The following is a 19,572-nucleotide window of genomic DNA, read 5'->3' as shown; positions in this document are numbered from 1 at the left end:
GTGATCCGATCGCAAAGTTGCTGTAATGCCGATGTAATTTGCCCGGCTTCTCGCGCGCGGCGTTCGTGGGTACCATGAGCGCACTGTTCGTGAACCGGATGGAGCACGCTATGGTCGCCTTGAATCGAGTGGAACGCTTGCGTCAGCCGCCTGGCCTGGATAGCTATCACCAGATGTTGGCGAGCGATATTGCCGGGCAGCTGCTGCTGCATCGCCTGCCGGGCCTGGCCGATCTGCCGCTCGAGCTGGCCGACGCCGACGGCGCGCCGTGCCGGCTCGAAGCTCTGCTTCAGCGGCACCGCCACCTGACGCTGGCCGGCGCATCCGGCAGCGGCCGCCAGCTGGCGATGCTGCAGTACGCGCTGCGCTGGGCCACCGGCGCCGAGCCTTCGGCCAGCGCGCCGGTGCTGGTGCGGCTGCAACACATCGACAACGGCGAGGCGCCCCCCGACGTGCTGCTGGCGAACTACCTGCGCAACGCCGGGCCTGGCGCGGTTCCGCCGGTGGTGCCGCAGCGCTCGCTGTTTCGCCGCGCGCAGCCCGAGCAGCCGCCGGCATACCGCTCCACCGTGGTGCTCGTCAACGGCCTCGACGAGCTGGCGCTCGAGCGCAGGCTGGCGTGGCGCGCCACGCTGCAGCAGCACGCCGCCAGTGATTCTACCATGCATCTGGTGGTGGCCGTGCCGGAAGACGAGCCGCCGTGGCCCGAGTTCGCGCCGGTGGCGATTGCTCGGCTGACGCCGGCGGGGCTAACCGCCTGGATCGAGCACCTGACGCCGCCGCAGCACCGCGCCGCGATCGACAGCGTGCTCGGGCCACACCGGCCGCTGCAGCCGCTCGGCGAGCGCCTGTTCGAGATCGCGCTGCTGGCCTGGCTGGCGCCGATCGTCGGCATCGCGCAGTCGCGCGCCGAGCTGTATGCCCAGGCGCTGGCCCAGGTGCTCGAGACGCCGGCCGAGCGGCTGGAAAACTCGCCGCTGGTGTCGGATCTGCAGCTGCTGGCAGCCTACGACGAGCGCCCGGCGCGCGCGCCGGCCGAGCTTGTCGTGCAGGGCGAGCACGGCCGATTGTACTTCAGGCACCCGCTGATCCGCCGCTACCTGGCCGCGCGCCAGCTGGCGGCCGAAGACCGCGTCGACCTGCTGGCCCACGTCGAGCTGCCCGAGCAGCGCGAGCTCGCGCTGTTCCTGGCGACGCTGCTCGACGACCCTGCGCCGCTGTACGCGCGGCTGTGGGAGATGGCGCGCCAGAGCGTCGAGCATATTCTGATCCTGGCATGCTGCCTGCGCGAGCGCGCCCCGCAGAATCCCGCCTGGGCGCTGCGGATCGTCGCCGCGCTGGCGCAGGTGGCGCGCGAGTACCCCGGCCCGACGCGCGCGCGCGCCGTGTACCTGCTGAACGAGTGCATGGCTGCGCTCGACACCGCGCTCGAGCGCGCGATCGCGGCCGACCCGGCGGTCTACCAGTTTCTCGACCGCCTGCTCGCGCTGCTGCCGGCCGACCTGGCCACCACGCGCGCGCTGCGCCTGGCGCTGCACGCGGGCACGCCAGCGGCGTTCGGCTGGCAGCTAGCCGACTGGCTGATCGAGCGCGACGACCTGAACTTGCCGATCTCGGCGCCGATCCCATCCGATGAGCGCGTGCTGGCGCGCTGGATCTACCTGCACGCGCTGCGCGACACCGGCCGGCGCGCCGCCCTCGACCCGGCCATGGCCCAGGCCGCACTGCGCGCGCTGGCCGCACAGGCCGACGACGCGCGCAGGCTGCGCGCGGCCACCGCGCTGGCCGGCGACACGGCGCTGGCCGCGCCAATCCGCAGCGCAGCGCTCGAGCTGCTAGGCACGATCGGGCAGCAGAGCTCCGCGCCGCTGATCGAACGCATCGCCGACGACCCCGACCCCGACATCCGCCAGGCTGCGCTGGGCGCGATCGGCCAGATCGCCCCCGATCGCGCCACGATTGCCTGGGGCCGCGCCGCGCTCGACCGCTCAGCCGACTGGGAGCTGCGGCTTTCGGCGATCCAGAGCCTTGGGCAGAACCTCAGCGAGAGCACCGCGCACCAGCTGGCCCAGTGCGCGCTCGACACCCGCCTGCCGCTGTTTGTCCGGCTCTACGCGATCGGCGCGCTGGGCCGGCAAGCGCCCGGCCACGCCGAGCTGCACCTGCTGCTTGGCCGCAGCGAGCTTTCGCAGGTGGGCCGCGCCGCAGTTGCCCGCGCGCTGGGCGCCGCTGGCTACGAGCCGGCGCTGCGCGACCTGGTGCGGCTGGTCGAAACCGCAGCCACGTCGCGCGTCTTGCTCGAAGCATGCTGCGATGCGCTGGGCGCGCTGCGCAAGCCCGAGGCCACCGAGCCGCTGCTGGCGCTGCTCGAGCGCGCCTACCAGGACCCGGCGCTCACCCGCGCGGCGCTGCGCGCGCTTGGGCAGATCGGCGACGCGCGCGCCAGCGATGTGCTGGCGCGGCTGCTCGGCGCCGAAGCGCAGGCGCGCCTCGGCCGTGGCCTCGCGCCGCGCCTGCTGCAGCAGCCGATCGAAGCCAGCCTCGACAATAGCGCCGTGCCGCCGCGCATTATCGAACAGCTCGCGGTGATGCAGGCCAACGCCGTGACGCCCGAAGTTCAGCCGACCACGCTGGGCGAGTTTCTGGCCGCCGAGGCCGACCGTATTCGCGTGGCGGCCGCCCAGGCGCTGGTGGCGCTAGGCGGCAACGCGGCGCGCGCGGCGCTGCTCGGCGCGCTGCTCGACGACACCGCCGGCGGCGCGGCGGCCGACCTGATCGCCACGCTGGCCGAGACAGGCGGGCCGAACGATACCGATGTGCTTGGCTACCTGCTCGAAGCCGGCGAGATCAGCCCGCTGACGCGCTGGCTGGTGATTCAGCACCTTGCCAATTCCGAGGCCGGCGAGCCGCTGATGCTGCGGGCGCTGATGAACCCGGCGCTCGACGCCTTTACCCGTGGCGCACTGGCCGAGGCGCTCGGCCAGCGCCGGGTGATCACTGCCCTGCCGCTGCTGCGCCAGCTCGCCGAGGACCGCGCCGTCGATAGCCACCTGCGCGCCCAGGCGACGCTGGGCCTCGGGCTGCTGAACGACACGACCACCGAGACGATCCTGCTGCGCATCGCCGCCGACCCAGGCGAAGAGATTAACCTGCGCGGCCTGGCCGCCGATTATCTCCCCGACCAGCTCAGCCCCGAGGGCCGCCGGATGCTGCGCGAGCTGCTGCGCGCCGAGCCGCGCCCGGCCCCGCTGGTGATCGGCGCGCTGCGCACGCTTGGCCGCGCTCGCGACCACGAGGCGCTGCAGCTCATGCTGCAGTACTGCCAGGACACCAGCGGCGCGATCGTCCAGGCGGCGATCGATGCGCTGGCCGACCTGGGCGATGCGAGCGTCGCGCCGAAGCTGGTGGCGATAGCGCAGCAGAGTGGCGCCGACCACGCGCTGCGCCTGCAGGCGGCCGGAGCGCTGCTGCGGATCGGCGGCGGCGACTACCGCCCGCTGCTGATGAGCTACCTGCAGCAGGGCGCGCTGCCATTCCGGCTGCTCGCGCTCGAGGCGCTGATCGGCGCCGACGCTTCGCCGGAGGATCTTCGCGCGATGCTGGCCGAGCGCGAGTGGCCGACGGCGCTGCGGCTGCGCCTGATCGAGTACCTCGCCGGCGACGTAGCCGCCGCGCCGCTGCTGCTGCGGCTGCTCGAAACCGAAGACGATGTGCCGCAGCTGCGCGCATTGGCCGCCCAGGCGCTCGGCAGGCTGCGCTGGCAGGCGGCGGTGCCTTCGCTGGTGCGGCTGGCGCTGCGTGGCGACCTGGCGCAGCCCATCCGCATTCGCTGCGTCGAGGCGCTGGGCGTGCTGGGCGGCCACCCGGCCTGGGTTGCGATCGGCCGCCTCGCCGAAGACGAAAAGCAGCCCACCGCCATCCGCGACAGCGCGCTGCTGGCTCTGCAGGCCAAGCTGACATTGCAGTAGGATTATGGCTTACGCAGTTGCGCTGTTCGGCTTCCCGAAGCCGTGCGTGGTTCCTGCGGCAGCATCGTGTGTCCATTTTCCGCGCTGTGCGCGGAAAATGGACACAGGTCCAAATGGAAAGCGCCGCTCTGCCGAAGGCAGAGCACGCCAACTGCGTAAGTTCCTGAGGATAACGAAATGGCAACGCGCATACTGGTGGTTGACGACGAGCCGGCGATTGGCAAGCTGCTGCTCTACCAGCTGGCCGAGTTCGGCTACCAGGCCAGCTATTTGCAGAATGGGCTTCAGGCGCTGCCGCGGCTGATGGCCGACAAGCCCAACCTGGTGCTGCTCGACGTCATGATGCCGGGGATCAGCGGCTGGGAGGTATGCCGGCAGATCCGCGCCTGCTCGCAGGTGCCGGTGATTATGCTGACGGCCAAAGGCGCGGATGTCGACATTGTGACCGGGCTGAATGCCGGGGCCGACGATTACCTGACCAAGCCTTTCAGCATGGCCCAGCTGCACGCGCGGATCGAGGCGGTGCTGCGGCGCGCGGCGCCGGCCCCGGCGCTTGCCACAGCGCTAGCCGGCGGCGCGCCGGCCTGGCCCGCCCCGGCCGAGAGCGTGCTGCCGCAGCCTGGCCCTCCCGCCGACCGGCCGATCCAGCCGGCGCGCAGCGGCCAGCAGGTGCGCGCGGTGCGCCTGGAATGCGGCCTGACCCTGCACCAGGCCGAGCGCGCATGCAATGTGCGCTGGGAGTTTCTTCAGGCGATCGAGCAGGAGAACTGGACGTACATCCCGCGCCGCGAGCTGCGCCGCGCGATCACGCTCTACGGCGAGCACCTGCGCCTCGATCTGGCGCCGCTGTACGACCAGGCGCGCATGCACCCCTGGCAGCGCCGGCAGCTGCACTATGCCGTGCTGGTCGGCCTGATCCTGGTCGCCCTGATCGTTGTTGCCTATATGCTCTAGCGCTCGGCTGCGCTGGTTTAATGAAGGCGTGGCCGCGCGCTAGGGCGCGCGGCGCGGCCGCGCCCACAGTGTGTAGGCCACCACTGCCACCAGCCCGAGCACCAGCGCGATCGGCCAGCTGCCGCTCGCCAGGTAGCCCAGCAGCGCGGCCGCAACCGCGACCAGCATATTGACCAGCGGCGGCATCTCGGGCAGCGGGCGCAGCTGCTGCGGCTGGGCCGCGCGGGCCTCGGCCGTATCGCCATAGCTCGAACGCTGGATCTGGCTCGGGCCGCCGCCCTCAAACACCGCCGCCGGCAGCGGCGCGCCGGGCACCGGCCGATCACGCACCTCGGCGCGGTAGGCGGCGCGCCAGTCGAACGCCGCATCGAGCTTGCTTTGAAACAGGTAGAAAGCCGCGCGCTGAACATACGCCGGGTGAGCCGCGCTCAGCTCGATCAGGTCGCGCAGCTCGGCCGGCGAAAAGCTGACGTCGGTACCGTCGAGGTAGGTTTCGGCCAGCAGGCGCACTTCGGTCTGCGCGAATGCCCCGAGCTTCAAGGTGGCGAACCGCTCGCTGAGCTGTGGCGCCGCGCCTCGCAGGCCCAACACCAGCAGCAGCTGCCCGCCGCGCGCGACGCGCGCCAGCGCCTCGAGCAGCCCCTCGCCCCAGCCAGCCGCCAGCGCGGCGTGCGCGTTGTCCAGGCACACCAGCACCGGGTCACCCACCGCCACCAGGCCAAGCTCAAGCGCCGCGAGCGTATCGCCGCGCTGCCCCAGCGCCTGCGCCAGCGTCGCGTACACCTGCGCCGTGCCCTCGGCCGCGTATAGGTCGAGATAATAGGCGCGCAGCTCGGGCACTTCCAGGTTCACCGCAGCTGCCTGCGTGATATGCGTCAGCAGCGACGACATGCCAATGCCCGGCGTGCCGGCGATCAGCACCGGCCGCGTGGCCTCCAGCCGCTCGAACACCAGCCCGAGCTCGCTCCAGCGGCCGACAAAGCGCTCGGCATTGGTGATGCGGCCGCGCTCGGTGAAAGGGTTTGTGGTGATCATGCTTGCTCCTGGCGCGGCGGACGAGCCGCGTGCGGCGGCATTGTACCATGCCCTGGCGCGTTCGGCGGCTTGGGCGTATACTCTGGGCTATGGACGAGATCGTGTGGCGATTGGTGCGGCGGCTGCGCCCGCGCGTCGGCTGGCTGCAGTTCGGCCTGGCGCTCGCGGCGGCGCTGTGCCCGGCGTACGCTGCATCGGTGAGCAGGCTGGGGTTGCCGGCCAGCAGCTTTGTGTGGGCCGGCTTGCTCGGGCTGGCGATCGGCCTGCGGCTGGGGCGCCCCTCGCCGCGACGGCGGCGCCTGCCGCTGCGCGCGATCGGCTTTGCAGCTGCGGCTGCGCTGCTGCTTGGCGGCGGGGCGCTGCTGGTGGCCGCCGCCGCCAACACTCTGCCACCGATCGGCCTGGCGGCCCAGGACGCGCGCGCCTGGCTGGGCTGGCTGCGGCTGGTGCTGCGGCGCGACGCCGGATGGGCCGAAGCTCCTGAGGCGCACAGCCTGGCGTTTCTGGCCGCCACGCTGCCGCGCCTGTGGGCCGATCTGCTAGCCGCGCCTGCCGCCGGCGAGCCCGGCGCGCGCCTGATCGTGCTGGCCGCTGGCGTGGCTGGCACATGGCTCGCCGCGCTGGTGCTCGGCTGGGCGCTGGCACGCGGCCGCAACCTGTTCGGCTGGGCGCTGCCCATGCTTGTGGCGATCTGCTTTACCACGCTGGCCGGCGGCGGGTCGGGCGCCGAGCTGGTGTTTGGCCTGGCGCTGCTGCTGGTGCTGACGCTGATCGCCGGCATGCGCCGGCGCGAGCGCGCCTGGGAGCGCGGCGGCGCCGATTTCTCCGACGAGCTTGGCGCCGACGCGCTGGTGTGGGGTGGCCTCAGCGTGGTGATGATACTGATCCTGGCGCTCGTCGTGCCTACGCCGGTGAGCAACCCGCTAGCCGACCTGTTCTGGCGCGATGTCGAGCTGCCGTCGGGCATCGCCGTGCTCGAGCGCAACATCCCGCGCCCGCCGAGCCAGCCGCGCGTCAATATTGGCATTTCGCAGCTGCCCGCGCTGCCACTGGGCCAGTCGCTCGAGGGCGTGCCGCCCGAGCAGGTGATCTTGCGCGTGCATACCGGAGCGCCGCTGCCGCCGGCGCCCTGGCCGCGCTACTGGCGCGCGCGGGTGTTCAACTTCTACACCGGCCGCGACTGGACGACCAACGCGCGTGTTGGCGCGTTTCCGGCCAGCCAGCTCAACCCCGACGCGCTGCCGGGCGGTGTGGTGCAGGAAATCGAGGATCTGCGCGACGAGCGCGCCATCCTGGTGGCTCTGCCCGACGTGCTGGGGCTGGACATGGCCGCGCAGTCCGAGCGCCTGCCCGACGGCAGCCTGGCTGCGCTCACCAGCGCCTCGGACGCGCCGCGCTACCGCGTGCTCTCGCGGCCGCAAGAGCTGGCCGCGCCGCCGCGCGTCGACGGCCCGCCGCTCGACATGAGCAGCTACCTGGTGCTGCCGAAGAGCTACCCGCAGCGTGTGATCGACCTGGCGCGCGCGACGGTGGGCGCTCGCACTGCGCCCTACCAGCAGGCGCTGGCGCTCGAGGCGTTTCTGCGCGGCCTGCCCTACGCCTACCAGGTGCGGCCCATCCCCGCCGGCGGCGACGCGGTCGAGCAGTTTCTGTTCGAGATGCGCCAGGGCTACTGCACCTACTATGCCTCGGCCATGGCCGTGATGGCGCGCGGATTGGGCATCCCGGCGCGCCTGGCGATCGGCTACGCCACTGGAGAGTACGACGAAGCCAGCGGCGCCTACCTGGTGCGCCAGGCCGACGCGCATGCCTGGCCCGAGCTGTATATCGACGGCCGCTGGCTGCCGTTTGAGCCGACGCCGGTGCGCGCGCTGCCGGCCCGCGATACCACGAGCAGCGCGCCGCCAACTCCCGCGCCCGCGCCCGCCGCTGCCCCAGCCGATCGGGCGCGGTTCAGCGGCCCGCTGATCTGGGCGCTGGTGCTGGTGGCTGTCGCCGGGCTGAGCGCGCTGGGCTGGTGGCGCCGCGCGCGCCGGGTGCGCGCGCTGGTGCCCGAGGTACAGCGCAGCCTCGAGCGCGCCGGCGCGCGCGCGGGCATCGCATGGCCGCGCGGCGCGACTCTGCACGAGTATGGGAGCTTGCTGGCGCCGCACAGCGGAACCGACGACACTGGCGCCGTGGTGGAGCTTGTGGGCGAGGCGCGCTACAGCGGCCGCGCGCTCGGCGCCGACGAGGAGCGCCGGCTGCGCGCCGCCGCCGACCGGGTGCTGGCGCGGCTGCGCGCCGCGAGGCGGCAGAAATAGCCAGGCGCTCGCGTGTGGCTGCCGCGCGGCTTATACCAACTTCGGCTGAACGCTTGCTGTATGGCGGGGGTTCGGGGGCGGCTTCGCCGCCCCCGAATTTCTTTTTGTGATGCCCTGCCTGGCGAAGCCGGGCATGGCATCACAAAAGAACGTGATCAAACGGAGTTGGTATTACTCGCCGCGCAGCTTGCTGTACACAAACAGATCGTGCCAGCCGCCGCTGCGCCACTGCGCCTTGCGCAGCACGCCCTCGCGCGTGAAGCCGGCCTTCTCGAGCGCGCGCTGCTCGACGATATTGGTGCTGTCGGTCGAGGCCTCGACGCGCATGATCGGGTAGGTATCGAACAGGTAGGCCGCCAGCAGGCGCTGGGCCTCGGGGCCGTAGCCCTTGCCGCGGTGTGCCGGGGCGATCGCGATGCCGATGTTATACACCCGGCCGCCGGCGTTCGGGCCATACGCTACCTGGTGGTAGCTCACGTCGCCGATCGGCGTGCCGTCGGGCAGCACGATCAGCAGCGTGCCGTGCCGCTCGCTGAGCATGCCCTCTTCGGCAAAGCGCTGCGTGTAGGTGCCGGCCGGGCGCAGGCCGAAATAGTTGAACGCGCCGGCGAAATCCGGGTCGATGTTCCAGCGCTCAAGCAGATCCAAGTCGTCGGGCGCCACCTGGCGGAGATGAACCAGCGTTCCGTGAATCATGGGGTTGTTCCAAACAGCACACAGAGACGGCCCAGCGGGCCGTCTCTGTGTGCCAAAAGCGCGGGCTACTTATCGCGCGACGCGTCGCCGAGGGCTGCCTGGGCCGCCGACAGCCGCGCGATCGGCACGCGGTACGGGCTGCACGACACATAGTTCAGGCCGACCTTGTGGCAGAACATCACGCTGCTCGGCTCGCCGCCGTGCTCGCCGCAGATGCCGACCTTGAGGTTCGCGCGGGTGCTGCGGCCGCGATCGGTGCCCATCTGCACCAGCTGGCCGACGCCCTCCTGGTCGAGCACCTGGAACGGGTCGTCTTTCAGCAGCTTGCGCTCGACGTAGAGCGGCAGGAAGCGCCCGGCGTCGTCGCGGCTCATGCCCAGGGTGGTCTGCGTCAGGTCGTTGGTGCCGAACGAGAAGAACTCGGCCACCTCGGCGATCTTGTTGGCCGTGAGCGCAGCGCGCGGCAGCTCGATCATAGTGCCGACCATATAGCTGATCTGCTGGCCGGTCTCTTCGATCACCTCGCCGGCGACCTTGCGCACCAGCTCGCCCTGCACCTTCAGCTCGTTGACATCGCCGACCAGCGGGATCATCACCTCGGGGTGCACGTCGATGCCGCGGGCCTTGCAGGCAGCGGCGGCCTTGAAGATCGCGCGCGCCTGCATCTCGGTGATCTCGGGGTAGATGATGCCCAAGCGGCAGCCGCGGAAGCCGAGCATCGGGTTGGCCTCGCGCAGGCCTTCGATCTTGGCCTTGAGCTTGCTCGGGGCAATGCCCATCTTGTGCGCCAGATCCTCGATCTCGTCGTCGCCGTGCGGCAGGAACTCGTGCAGTGGCGGATCGAGCGTGCGGATCGTCACCGGGAAGCCATCCATCGCCTCGAACAGGCCCTCGAAGTCGCCCTGCTGGAGCGGCTCGATCTTGGCCAGCGCGGTGCGGCGCTCCTCGACCGTCTCGGCCACGATCATCTCGCGCACCGCGTCGATGCGATCGCCCTCGAAGAACATGTGCTCAGTGCGGCACAGGCCGATGCCCTGGGCGCCGAACTCGCGCGCCACGCGGGCGTCGTGCGGGGTATCGGCGTTGGCGCGCACGCTGAGCTTGCGGAACTCGTCGGCCCACTCCATGAACGCGGCGAAGTCGCCGGTCAGCGTCGGCTGGGAGGTGGTGAGCGCGCCAGCGAACACCTCGCCGGTGCCGCCGTCGAGCGAGATAGCGTCGCCGTGCTTGATCGTCTGGCCATTTGCGGTGAACTCGCCGGCCTTGTAGTCGATCTTCAGCTCGCCCGCGCCAGCCACGCAGGGCTTGCCCATGCCGCGCGCCACCACCGCGGCGTGGCTGGTCATGCCGCCGCGCGCGGTGAGGATGGCCTGGGCCGCGACCATGCCGTGGAAATCTTCAGGCGCGGTTTCGGTGCGCACCAGGATGACCTTCTTGCCGTCCTTGGCCAGCTGCTCGGCCTCGTCGGGGTCGAACACCACGGTGCCGGTGGCGGCGCCGGGCGAGGCCGGCAGGCCGGTGGTGAGGAACTTGCCGACCTTGCGCGCGGCGTCTTTTTCGGCGGTGGCAATCGTCGGGTGCAGCAGCTGATCGAGCGCGGCCGGCTCGACGCGCTGCACGGCGGTGGCCTCGTCGATCACGCCTTCCTTCACCAGGTCGACGGCGATCTTCACTGCGGCGGCGCCGGTGCGCTTGCCGGTGCGAGTCTGGAGCATCCACAGCTTGCCGCGCTCGATCGTGAACTCCATGTCCTGCACGTCTTTGTAGTGGGCCTCGAGCTTGCGCGCGATCGCGTCGAACTCGGCGTAGACCTCGGGCATCTCCTGCGAGAGCTCGGCGATCGGGCGCGGGGTGCGCACGCCGGCCACCACATCTTCGCCCTGGGCGTTCACCAGGTACTCGCCATAGATATGCGGGTCGCCGGTCGAGGGGTTGCGGCTGAAGGCCACGCCGGTGGCGCTGTCGTTGCCCATGTTGCCGAACACCATCGACTGCACATTCACGCCGGTGCCGAGGTTATCGGCGATCTTGTTCAGGCGGCGGTAGTCGATCGCGCGGCGGCCCATCCACGAGCTGAACACCGCGCCGATCGCATAGCGCAGCTGCTCGAACGGGTCGGTCGGGAAGTCGACGCCGGCGCTCTGCTTGATGATCTGCTTGAATTCTTCGGTGATCGCGGTCAGCTCGTCGGCGCTGAGGTCGGTGTCCTGGCGGGTATCGCCCTTGGCCTCGTTCAGCACGTGCTCGAACTTCTCGCCGTCGACGCCCAGCACGATCTTGCCGAACAGCTGCACAAAGCGGCGGTAGGCGTCGGCCGCGAAGCGCGGGTTGTCGGTGAGCTTGGCCAGGCCGGCCAGCGTCTCGGGGTTGAGCCCGAGGTTCAGCACGGTGTCCATCATGCCCGGCATCGAGAACTTGGCGCCCGAGCGCACAGACACCAGCAGCGGGTTCGAGGGATCGCCGAACTTCTTGCCGGTCTTGGCCTCGATGTCTTTCAGGGCTTCGAGCACCTGCTCCCACAGGCCTTCGGGGAACTGCTTGTTGTTGTCGTAGTAGCTGTTGCAGGCCTCGGTGGTGATCGTAAAGCCCGGTGGCACCGGCACGCCCGAGCGCGTCATCTCGGCTACGCCGGCGCCTTTGCCGCCCAGCAAGTCGCGCATGCTGGCGTCGCCCTCGCTAAACAGGTACACCCACTTTTTAGACATGGAAATGTCCTCCATTATATTGCGTGAACTGGCAGCTCACTTGCTGGTGGCGCCGCTGCGCCGCCGCTGAGCATACCAACCTGCGAACCACCAAAATCCAACCGGCGAGCTAGGGCGCGCCGACGATATGTAGTGCGGCCCACTCGGCCAGCGCCTCGTCGCGGATCTGGCCGCGCGCGATCCCGCCGGTAAACAGCTTCAGGGCATGGTCGTCGGCGTCGAGCCGAGCGGCGTTATGCTCGACAAACTGGCGCAGCGCGGCCGCGGCGATGCGCTTGTTGCCATCCCAGAACGGATGGTTTTGAACCAGGCTAAACGCCAGCGCGCCGGCTTTCGCCGAAAGCGTGGGAAAAAGCTCGGCGCCGAACGCCGAGCGGCGTGGCGCGGCCAGCGCCGAGAGCAGGCCGCTGAGCGTCCGAACGCCGTAGCGGTCGCCGTCGCCATGGGCCGCGCGTGTCGCCGCGAGCGCATCGCGAATGGCCAGAACATCGTCAAGCGTCAGGTAGACCATAGATGATTGCAGAGAATAGGCTGCAGATTGCAAATGACGCCGGGGCGATCTGCAGTCGGCAGTCCGCAATCTACAATTCGGCATGCTGTTCGATCCACGCGGCCAGCGCCGCGTGCGTCAGCTCGCCGCGCGCCAGCGCCATGATCGCCGCGTAGGCTTCGTCGTTTGTTGCGTCGAGCCGGGCGCCGTTCTGCTGCAGGAACACGCCAAGCGCCACCAGCGCCACGCGCTTGTTGCCGTCGGAGAATGGGTGTGCGCGTGCGATACCCAGGCACAAGGCGGCGGCTTTCTCGCCAAGCGCCGGGTAGATCTCCTGGCCGAACATGCTCGCCCGTGGTTGGGCTGCCGCCGCCTCGAGCCGCCCAAACCCGGCCGCCGTCACGCCGCGCATGCCGCCAAACGCGCTGAGCAGCAGCTCGTGTATGGCAAGCAGATCGGCGGGTGTGAGATACTGCATTGGTTCAGATGGTGTGAGCTGAAAGAGTCGCGTGGTGCGCTGCTGCCCACGCAAAGCCAACATCCCGGCGCGCGTACCCGCTACGTCAGGTTCATCAGCGCCTCGCGGTACTGCGCCATGATCACCTGCGCGCGCGCGAGCAGCTCGGGTGCGATGCCGGGCAGCGGGCGCACAAGCACGCGGTCGCCGTCGATCTGCTCGAGCGCAACAACAACGGCGGGCTGCAGTGTAAGCCAGGCACGCATGGCTTCCGGCAGCTCCGCCGTGGATATGCTGATATCTTCCATAATGGCAGGTACTATACCGCGCTTTGCAGGGTGTGTCAACGCCGCTCGCGCAGGGCCGCGTCGGCCAGCCACGGCAGCGCCTGCGCGATCCAGGCGAGCGGCCGGTAGTAGCCTGGCACGATCAGCTCGCGGCGTGGCCTGACCAGCGCCCTGGCGACCGCCCGCGCTACCAGCTCGGGGCCGGGCATGGGGAAGCGCATGTCGGCGGTGATTGCCGTGCGCACAAACCCCGGCGACACCAGCGTGACGGCGATGCCCTGGCGCGCGACCTCGCGGCGCAGGCCGTCGGCGAAGCCGCGCAGGCCGAACTTCGAGGCGCTGTACACCGACGAGCCGGGCACGCCGATGTGCCCTACCACCGACCCGATCAGCACAATCGCGCCGCTGCGGCGCGCCAGCATCTGCGGCAGCAGCAGCCGCGCCAGCTCGATCGGCGCCAGCAGGTTGGTTTCGATCGTTGCGGCGGCGGCATCTTCGGGCATGCGCGCTACCGCGCCGGCACCGCCAATGCCGGCGTTCAGGATCAGCGCGTCGACCCGGCCGAACTCCTGGAGCGCGCGCTCAGCCAGCGCGCGCCGATCGTCGGCGCTGCGGATGTCGGTTGCGATCGGCAGCGTGGCGCCTGCGGCGGCGCGCAGCTCGCCGGCCAGCGCCGCCAGCGGGCCGGCCGAGCGCGCTGCCAGCACCAGGGCGTAGCCGCGCCGCGCCAGCTCGCGCGCGGTGGCCGCGCCAATGCCGCGCGATGCCCCGGTGATCAGCGCAACTGGCTGGCCGGTCATTCCTGGTCCTCTCCGCCGAAGGCTGAGGGCGTCATCTGCATTTGTCCCAAAGCTGTCAAATCAGCCGGGCTAGACCGAGCGCGCCTGCGCCAGCAAGGTCGCGGCGTCGGCCTCGGCCAGCGACACCAGCGGGGCGCGCGGCGACGTAGCCGGCAGATCGGCGATCGGCGACACCAGCGCTTTGAGCGACGGGATGGCGCCGTGCTTTTTCAGCAGGTCGCTCAGCGCGGTGGCTTTGCGCTGGGCGGTGGCTGTGTTGTCGCCAGCGGCGTGGGCGCTGAGCACTGCGCGCAGCTCGCGTGGGAACACGTTTGCCAGCGCGAAGATCCCGCCGGCCGCGCCGTCGGCCAAGGCGCGCGCCAGCAGCGGGGCGCCGCCGGTGAAGATCTTCAGCTGTGGGTAGCGCGCGATCAGCATGGCGGTGTGCTCGGGGTCGCCGCCGCTGTCTTTCAGCCCGTAGATTGCGGCGGGGTGGCTAGCCAGCAGGCCGTCGATCACCGCCGTGGGAATGGCGATCTGGCTGATCGGCGGGATGTGGTAGAGCATGATCTGCCCGCCGGGCGGCAGCGCGTCGCAGACCGCGCGGTAGAACGCCAGCAGGCCGGCGTCGGAGGGGTTTTTAAAGTAGTAGGGCGGCAGCACCAGCGCGACATCGGCGCCGCGCTCGAGCGCGTAGCGCGTGGCCGCGATGGTTTCGGGCAGCGCCACGCAGCCGGTGCCCGCAAACACGCGCAGCTTGCCGCGATGCGCCAGCACGCTGTCGATCACCGCTTTGCGCTCGTCGAAGCCCAGCGACGGGCCTTCGCCGGTGGTGCCGCACGGCACCACGCCGTCGACACCATTGGCCTCCAGCCAGCGCAGGTGGCGGGGGATCCAGTCGTGGTCGACGCCGCCGGCCGGCGAGGCGAACGGCGTCAGGCTGGCGGCAAACAGCTCTCCCATGGCGTGTTCCTTTTCTGCTACGAGTGATACAGTTGCGCAGTGCCGCATTCTGGCGCCGTGCACGATGCCTGCGGCGGCGCGGCGCTAGCCTGGCGCGATTACCAGGCGGCCGCTGGTCGGGTCGATCAGCCCGCATGATACCAGAATAAGCTCGCTAAACAAAGCGTTGGCCCAGGCGAACCACGGGCGGGTGTACTGCGCCGGGTCGTTGGCGTCGAAGCCCTCGTGCATCAGCATTGTGCCGGCGTCGGTGCGCTCGAGCAGGTCGATCATCTGCTGGCGCTCTGCTTCGCTGGTGGCGGTAAGGCCCTGCATCGCCAATGCGATCGGCCAGACGTAGCCCGGCGGCGTGTGCGGGCTGCCGATGCCTGCGGCAGCCGTGCCGCTGTAGTAATACGGGTTGGCCGCGCTCAGCGCCCAGCGCCGCGTATTGCAGTAGATCGGGTCGTCGGCTGGGCAGTAGCCCAGGTATGGCAGCGAGATCAGGCTCGGCACGCCGGCGTCGTCCATCAGCGTATAGCTGCCCAGGCCGTCGGTCTCGTAGGCGTAGATCGGGCCGTATTCGGCGTGCTCGACGACCGCGTGGCGCCGCAGCCCGGCCTCGACCTCGGCGCGCAGCGCCAGGGCCGCGTCGGCCAGCGCGCTGTCGCGCAGCACCGCGCGGGCGATCTCGGCCAGGTAGCCGAGTACGACCACGGCGAACATATTCGCGGGGATGAGGTAGCCGTACACGCAGGCGTCGTCGCTGGGGCGGAACCCCGACCAGATCATGCCGGTCTCGGCCACGGGCGCGCCATAGCCGCCGTGCGAGAGCGTATCGGAGGGCGGGCAGCCCGTGCGCTGGAAGAAATAGCGCGACTCGGCGGCGTGGCGCTGCTCGCGGCGGAACAGCGCGACGATCGCGTGCGCCGCGCGCGCGAATGTGGCGTCGAGGTGGCCCGTCTGGCCAGTGGCGCGCCAGAGCAGCCAGGCCAGCTGGATGGGGAAGCATAGCGAGTCGAGCTCGTACTTGCGCTCCCACACCTGCGGATGCAGCGGGAGGTCGGTCACGTCGGCGGCGTTGTAGTGCTGGCCGCCAGGATGCTCGTTGAAGGCGTTGGCGTATGGGTCGAGCAGGATGAGCTCGGCCTGGCGGCGGATCGCCCCGGCGATCAGCGCGGCCAGCCCCGGGTCGTGGGGGGCGAGCGCGAGGTAGGGCCGCAGCTGGCAGGCCGAGTCGCGCAGCCACATCGCCGGGATGTCGCCGGTGATCACGAACGTCGAGCCATCGGGCTGGCGGCGCACGGTGGTCTCGAGCGTGTTGGCGAAGCAGCGCCGGAACATCGCGGCGAGCCTGGGGCGGCCGGGCAGCCGTGCGGCGACGGCCCGGCCGAGCCAATCGAATGATGCCGGCAGTGGCGCGATGCTCATCGTCCTCGCAGGGTGCTGGCTGCCCGGATGCGGCAGACGGCCTGATCGCCCCGCGCGGCGCGGGGTACGCATGCGCCAGATTATACAGGATGTCGCCTATCCCGCGTGCGCGTACGTCGCCAGCACCGCGCCGGCCTCGACCACCTGGCCCACCTGGACGCGCACCTCGCCGATGGCGCCGGCGTGTGGCGCGGTGATCTCGTTCTCCATCTTCATGGCCTCGATGATGAACAGCACCTGGCCGGCCTCGACCGCCTGGCCGGGCGTGGCCTTCACCGCCAGCACCGCGCCCTGGATCGAGCTGAGCACGCCGTCGGCGACGGCTGGCTTGAGCGCCGCGCCAGCGCGCGCGCCGCCGGCCGGGCGCTTGCCGTTGGCGGCCTGCGGGCGCGCGGCGGCGCCGGTTTCGGCCACGCGCACGTCGAAGCGCTTGCCGTTGACCTCGACCAGAAATGTGCGCGCGGCGGCCTCGCCCGTCTCGGCGAGCGTCGGCGCGCCCGAGGCCAGGTTGGCGAGCTGGTCGTTCAGGTAGCGCGGTATGAAGTTGACGGTCACGTCGCCGGCGGCGAACGCCGGGTGCGCCAGCGCCACCTGGTGAAACGGGATCGTCGTGGCCATGCCGGCGATGTGGTAGTCGGCCAGCGCGCGGCGCATGCGCCCGATCGCTTCGGCGCGGTCGGCGCCCCAGGCCACCAGCTTGGCGATCATCGAGTCGTAGAACTGCGGGATGGTGTAGCCAGGCCGCACGCCGCTGTCGATCCGCACGCCGTAGCCGGTCGGCTCGGCGTACTCGGTCAGCGTGCCGAGCGACGGGCGAAAGCCGTGGGCTGGATCTTCGGCGTTGATACGGCACTCGATCGCGTGGCCGCGCAGCGTCACCTGCTCCTGCGTGAGCCACAGCCGCTCGCCGCGCGCCACGCGCAGCTGGGCCTGCACCAGGTCGATGCCGGTGACCATCTCGGTGACGGTGTGCTCGACCTGGATGCGCGTGTTCATCTCGAGGAAGTAGAACTGGCCGTCCTGGAACAGAAACTCGAGCGTGCCGGCGCCGACATAGCCAACCGACTTGGCGAGCGCGACGGCGGCCTCGCCCATGCGCGCGCGCAGCGCCGGGGTGAGCACCGAGGAGGGGCACTCTTCGATCAGCTTCTGGTGGCGGCGCTGCACCGAGCAGTCGCGCTCGCCCAGGTGCAGCACATTGCCGTAGGCATCGGCGAGCACCTGGATCTCGATATGGCGCGGGTTCTCGAGGTATTTCTCGACATACAGCTCGGGGTTTTTAAAGGCCGAGACCGCCTCGCGGCGGGCGCTCTCGAACGCTGCGGCGATCTCGTCGGGCGCGCGCACCACGCGCAGCCCGCGCCCGCCGCCGCCGCCCACCGCCTTGATCGCCACGGGGTAGCCGAACTGCGCGGCCAGCGTGGCGACCTGCGCGGGCGACTCGACTGGCTCGAGCGAGCCGGGCACCAGCGGAACGCCGGCAGTGGTGGCCTCGCGGCGCGCCGCGACTTTGCCGCCCATGCGCTCCATGGCCTCGGGCGGCGGGCCAACGAACACCAGCCCGGCGTCGGCGCAGGCCTGGGCAAAGGGGGCGTTCTCGGCCAGAAAGCCGTAGCCGGGGTGCACTGCGCCGGCTCCGGCCGAGCGTGCTGCGGCGATGATCGCCTCGCCGTTGAGGTAGCTCTGGGGCGCGGGCGGCGGGCCGATCAGAAATGCTGCGTCGGCATAGCGCGCGTGCGGCGCGTCGCGATCGGCCTCGCTGTACACCGCGGCCGTGCGCAGGCCCAGCTCTTTACAGGCGCGCATTACGCGCAGTGCGATCTCGCCGCGGTTGGCAATTAAAACAGTGTCGAACATATGCGCTTCCGTTTTGCAGAAAAGCGTACCCTACCAATGGGGCGCGCGGGCGCTGGAAGAAAGCCGCGCCATGATTCTGTGCGCGGTTGTTTCGAGCAGGTGCGTAGTTTCTAAAATACTGGCTCTAGAGCCCAACGATGCCGTGGCTCCAGCGCTCGCCGCGGCGCGCGCGGTCGGCGCTGCCCCAGCGGGCGGCCACGGCGCGCGACGGCGGCAGCCCCTGCGCGGCCAGCTTGCCGGCCGTACGCCAGGGCTCGTGCGGGCCGGCGGGCGCCTCGTCGTCGGCCTGCTCGGCGGCCAGGTAGTGCTCGAGCGCGGCCAGCACTGCGGCTACCGCGTCGTCGTCGGGAACTGGCGAAACATGGATGTTCATAGCGGCCCATTATACGGTATCTTCCAGGCCCAGCGTTGGCCTGATCGTACAACCGCGCAGTTACAATCTGCGATTGGCCCTGCGCAATGCCGGTGCTCGTGCAATTTCGCCATGGTTTGACGATCGTAACCGGCTATGCTATACTCTTTGCGCCTGAATCGTGGTGCCTGTAGCTCAATGGCAGAGCGCCTGACTGTGGCTCAGGAGGTTGCGGGTTCGAAACCCGTCAGGCACCCCAAGCACCGAGAAGCCTTAGAGTAGTTGTAATACTACCTCTGAGGTTTTCTTTTTTTGCCCGCTGTACACCCTATTGCCGAAGGAGCACAGTATGACAGCCCCTAGCCCCGGTGCGCTGGCCTGGCACCAGGATCGCACTATTGTTCGCTGCCCCGACCCGGCGATCGAGATCCACGACCCGCGCTTCGAGCCATATCGCCTCGGCTCGGCCGTGGTCGAGCGGCTGTGGACCGGCGCGCGCTGGGCGGAGGGGCCGGTCTGGTTTGGCGACGGACGCTTTCTGCTGTTTTCGGATATCCCCAATAATCGAATTCTGCGCTGGAGCGAAGAAACCGGCACGGTGACGGTGTTCCGCGCGCCTTCGAACTATAGCAATGGCCACACCCGCGACCGCCAGGGGCGGCTGGTGAGCTGCGAGCACGGCGCGCGGCGCGTGACGCGCACCGAGCACGATGGCCGTGTCACCGTGCTGCTCGACCAGTTCGCAGGCAAGCGCCTCAACGCGCCAAACGACGTGGTCGTTCACTCCGATGGCTCGGTCTGGTTCACCGACCCCGGCTACGGCATTCTGATGGACTACGAGGGCGGCAAGGCGCCTTTCGAGCTGCCGCGCAATGTGTACCGGCTCGAACCTGACAGCGGCGTGGCGACGGTGGTTGCCGGCGATTTCGACCGGCCAAATGGCCTGTGCTTCTCGCCTGACGAGCGGCTGCTCTATGTTGTCGATACCGGCGCGCCAGGGCATATTCGCGTGTTCGATGTGCACGACGGGCGCCTGAGCAATGGCCGCGTGTTTGTGACCATGCGCCCGGGCGGATCCGACGGCATCCGCACCGACCGCGACGGCAATCTGTGGTCGGCTGCGGGGTGGGGCGGGGCCGGCTTCGACGGCGTGCACTGCTACGCGCCCGACGGCGCGCTGATTGGCCAGATCCACCTGCCCGAGGCCTGCTCGAATATCTGCTTCGGCGGCGCGAAGAAGAACCGCCTATTCATGACCGCGACGCAGTCGCTGTATGCGGTGTATGTCGAGGCGATCGGCGCGCAGGTACCCTAGA

The 19,572-nt window shown here is 70.2% G+C and carries 15 protein-coding genes and 1 tRNA gene; 5 read left to right on the top strand and 11 right to left on the bottom strand.

Annotation, left to right across the window (positions count from 1 at the left end):
* The first annotated feature begins 137 nt into the window (after positions 1-137).
* Both U0177_RS08455 and U0177_RS08450 read left to right on the top strand, forming a co-directional pair.
* Positions 138-3,968, top strand: coding sequence for a HEAT repeat domain-containing protein (locus U0177_RS08455; RefSeq protein WP_409570169.1), 3,831 nt, complete (start codon positions 138-140; stop codon positions 3,966-3,968).
* 177 nt (positions 3,969-4,145) lie between these two features.
* Positions 4,146-4,922 (top strand): response regulator, encoded by a 777-nt coding sequence (locus U0177_RS08450; RefSeq protein WP_409570168.1) that lies wholly within the window; start codon positions 4,146-4,148, stop codon positions 4,920-4,922.
* A gap of 39 nt (positions 4,923-4,961) precedes the next feature.
* Here U0177_RS08450 and U0177_RS08445 read toward each other — a convergent pair whose 3' ends face one another.
* A complete protein-coding gene (locus U0177_RS08445; RefSeq protein WP_409570167.1) occupies positions 4,962-5,957 on the bottom strand; it encodes an ATP-binding protein in 996 nt (331 codons plus the stop codon).
* A gap of 89 nt (positions 5,958-6,046) precedes the next feature.
* On the opposite strand from U0177_RS08445, the gene U0177_RS08440 reads away from it, so the two are divergent.
* Complete coding sequence (locus U0177_RS08440) at positions 6,047-8,260, top strand: DUF3488 and DUF4129 domain-containing transglutaminase family protein (RefSeq protein WP_409570166.1); 2,214 nt, start codon at positions 6,047-6,049, stop codon at positions 8,258-8,260.
* 171 nt (positions 8,261-8,431) lie between these two features.
* Here U0177_RS08440 and U0177_RS08435 read toward each other — a convergent pair whose 3' ends face one another.
* The 10 genes from U0177_RS08435 to U0177_RS08390 all read right to left on the bottom strand — a co-directional run bounded on the left by U0177_RS08435 (position 8,432) and on the right by U0177_RS08390 (position 18,277).
* Entirely contained in the window at positions 8,432-8,956 is a 525-nt protein-coding gene (locus tag U0177_RS08435) for a GNAT family N-acetyltransferase (protein ID WP_409570165.1), read from the bottom strand.
* A gap of 65 nt (positions 8,957-9,021) precedes the next feature.
* On the bottom strand, positions 9,022-11,661 hold the full coding sequence (gene ppdK / locus U0177_RS08430; protein ID WP_409570164.1) for a pyruvate, phosphate dikinase: 2,640 nt from the start codon (positions 11,659-11,661) through the stop codon (positions 9,022-9,024).
* Positions 11,662-11,770: 109 nt separating this feature from the next.
* On the bottom strand, positions 11,771-12,172 hold the full coding sequence (locus U0177_RS08425; protein ID WP_409570163.1) for a type II toxin-antitoxin system death-on-curing family toxin: 402 nt from the start codon (positions 12,170-12,172) through the stop codon (positions 11,771-11,773).
* Positions 12,173-12,242: 70 nt separating this feature from the next.
* Complete coding sequence (locus U0177_RS08420; protein ID WP_409570162.1) at positions 12,243-12,629, bottom strand: type II toxin-antitoxin system death-on-curing family toxin; 387 nt, start codon at positions 12,627-12,629, stop codon at positions 12,243-12,245.
* An 80-nt stretch (positions 12,630-12,709) separates the two neighbouring features.
* Complete coding sequence (locus tag U0177_RS08415) at positions 12,710-12,874, bottom strand: hypothetical protein (RefSeq protein WP_409570161.1); 165 nt, start codon at positions 12,872-12,874, stop codon at positions 12,710-12,712.
* A 77-nt stretch (positions 12,875-12,951) separates the two neighbouring features.
* Positions 12,952-13,695: an SDR family NAD(P)-dependent oxidoreductase gene (locus tag U0177_RS08410; protein WP_409570160.1), complete on the bottom strand. Its 744-nt coding sequence runs from the start codon at positions 13,693-13,695 to the stop codon at positions 12,952-12,954.
* A 69-nt stretch (positions 13,696-13,764) separates the two neighbouring features.
* Complete coding sequence (locus U0177_RS08405) at positions 13,765-14,637, bottom strand: dihydrodipicolinate synthase family protein (RefSeq protein ID WP_409570159.1); 873 nt, start codon at positions 14,635-14,637, stop codon at positions 13,765-13,767.
* A gap of 84 nt (positions 14,638-14,721) precedes the next feature.
* Positions 14,722-16,047, bottom strand: a complete 1,326-nt coding sequence (locus U0177_RS08400) for a glycoside hydrolase family 125 protein (protein ID WP_409570158.1) — start codon at positions 16,045-16,047, stop codon at positions 14,722-14,724.
* A gap of 96 nt (positions 16,048-16,143) precedes the next feature.
* Positions 16,144-17,904, bottom strand: a complete 1,761-nt coding sequence (accC, locus tag U0177_RS08395) for an acetyl-CoA carboxylase biotin carboxylase subunit (protein WP_409570157.1) — start codon at positions 17,902-17,904, stop codon at positions 16,144-16,146.
* A gap of 124 nt (positions 17,905-18,028) precedes the next feature.
* On the bottom strand, positions 18,029-18,277 hold the full coding sequence (locus U0177_RS08390) for a hypothetical protein (RefSeq protein ID WP_409570156.1): 249 nt from the start codon (positions 18,275-18,277) through the stop codon (positions 18,029-18,031).
* Between the two features lie 163 nt (positions 18,278-18,440).
* On the opposite strand from U0177_RS08390, the gene U0177_RS08385 reads away from it, so the two are divergent.
* Both U0177_RS08385 and U0177_RS08380 read left to right on the top strand, forming a co-directional pair.
* Positions 18,441-18,515: transfer RNA gene (locus U0177_RS08385), tRNA-His, on the top strand.
* A gap of 90 nt (positions 18,516-18,605) precedes the next feature.
* A complete protein-coding gene (locus U0177_RS08380) occupies positions 18,606-19,571 on the top strand; it encodes an SMP-30/gluconolactonase/LRE family protein (RefSeq protein WP_409570155.1) in 966 nt (321 codons plus the stop codon).
* The last annotated feature ends 1 nt before the right edge of the window (position 19,572 follow it).

The sequence above is a fragment of the Kouleothrix sp. genome, assembly GCF_046328425.1.
Classification (GTDB): domain Bacteria; phylum Chloroflexota; class Chloroflexia; order Chloroflexales; family Roseiflexaceae; genus Kouleothrix.
This window is presented reverse-complemented; position numbering and strand designations above follow the sequence as displayed.

Excerpts from the sequence above, each read along its gene's own strand:
- U0177_RS08400 (WP_409570158.1), bottom strand. The coding sequence starts at position 16,047 with ATGAGCATCGCGCCACTGCCGGCATCATTCGATTGGCTCGGCCGGGCC.
- ppdK (WP_409570164.1), bottom strand. The coding sequence starts at position 11,661 with ATGTCTAAAAAGTGGGTGTACCTGTTTAGCGAGGGCGACGCCAGCATG.
- U0177_RS08405 (WP_409570159.1), bottom strand. The coding sequence starts at position 14,637 with ATGGGAGAGCTGTTTGCCGCCAGCCTGACGCCGTTCGCCTCGCCGGCC.
- U0177_RS08415 (WP_409570161.1), bottom strand. The coding sequence starts at position 12,874 with ATGCGTGCCTGGCTTACACTGCAGCCCGCCGTTGTTGTTGCGCTCGAG.
- accC (WP_409570157.1), bottom strand. The coding sequence starts at position 17,904 with ATGTTCGACACTGTTTTAATTGCCAACCGCGGCGAGATCGCACTGCGC.
- U0177_RS08390 (WP_409570156.1), bottom strand. The coding sequence starts at position 18,277 with ATGAACATCCATGTTTCGCCAGTTCCCGACGACGACGCGGTAGCCGCA.
- U0177_RS08410 (WP_409570160.1), bottom strand. The coding sequence starts at position 13,695 with ATGACCGGCCAGCCAGTTGCGCTGATCACCGGGGCATCGCGCGGCATT.
- U0177_RS08450 (WP_409570168.1), top strand. The coding sequence starts at position 4,146 with ATGGCAACGCGCATACTGGTGGTTGACGACGAGCCGGCGATTGGCAAG.
- U0177_RS08440 (WP_409570166.1), top strand. The coding sequence starts at position 6,047 with ATGGACGAGATCGTGTGGCGATTGGTGCGGCGGCTGCGCCCGCGCGTC.
- U0177_RS08425 (WP_409570163.1), bottom strand. The coding sequence starts at position 12,172 with ATGGTCTACCTGACGCTTGACGATGTTCTGGCCATTCGCGATGCGCTC.
- U0177_RS08435 (WP_409570165.1), bottom strand. The coding sequence starts at position 8,956 with ATGATTCACGGAACGCTGGTTCATCTCCGCCAGGTGGCGCCCGACGAC.
- U0177_RS08420 (WP_409570162.1), bottom strand. The coding sequence starts at position 12,629 with ATGCAGTATCTCACACCCGCCGATCTGCTTGCCATACACGAGCTGCTG.
- U0177_RS08445 (WP_409570167.1), bottom strand. The coding sequence starts at position 5,957 with ATGATCACCACAAACCCTTTCACCGAGCGCGGCCGCATCACCAATGCC.
- U0177_RS08380 (WP_409570155.1), top strand. The coding sequence starts at position 18,606 with ATGACAGCCCCTAGCCCCGGTGCGCTGGCCTGGCACCAGGATCGCACT.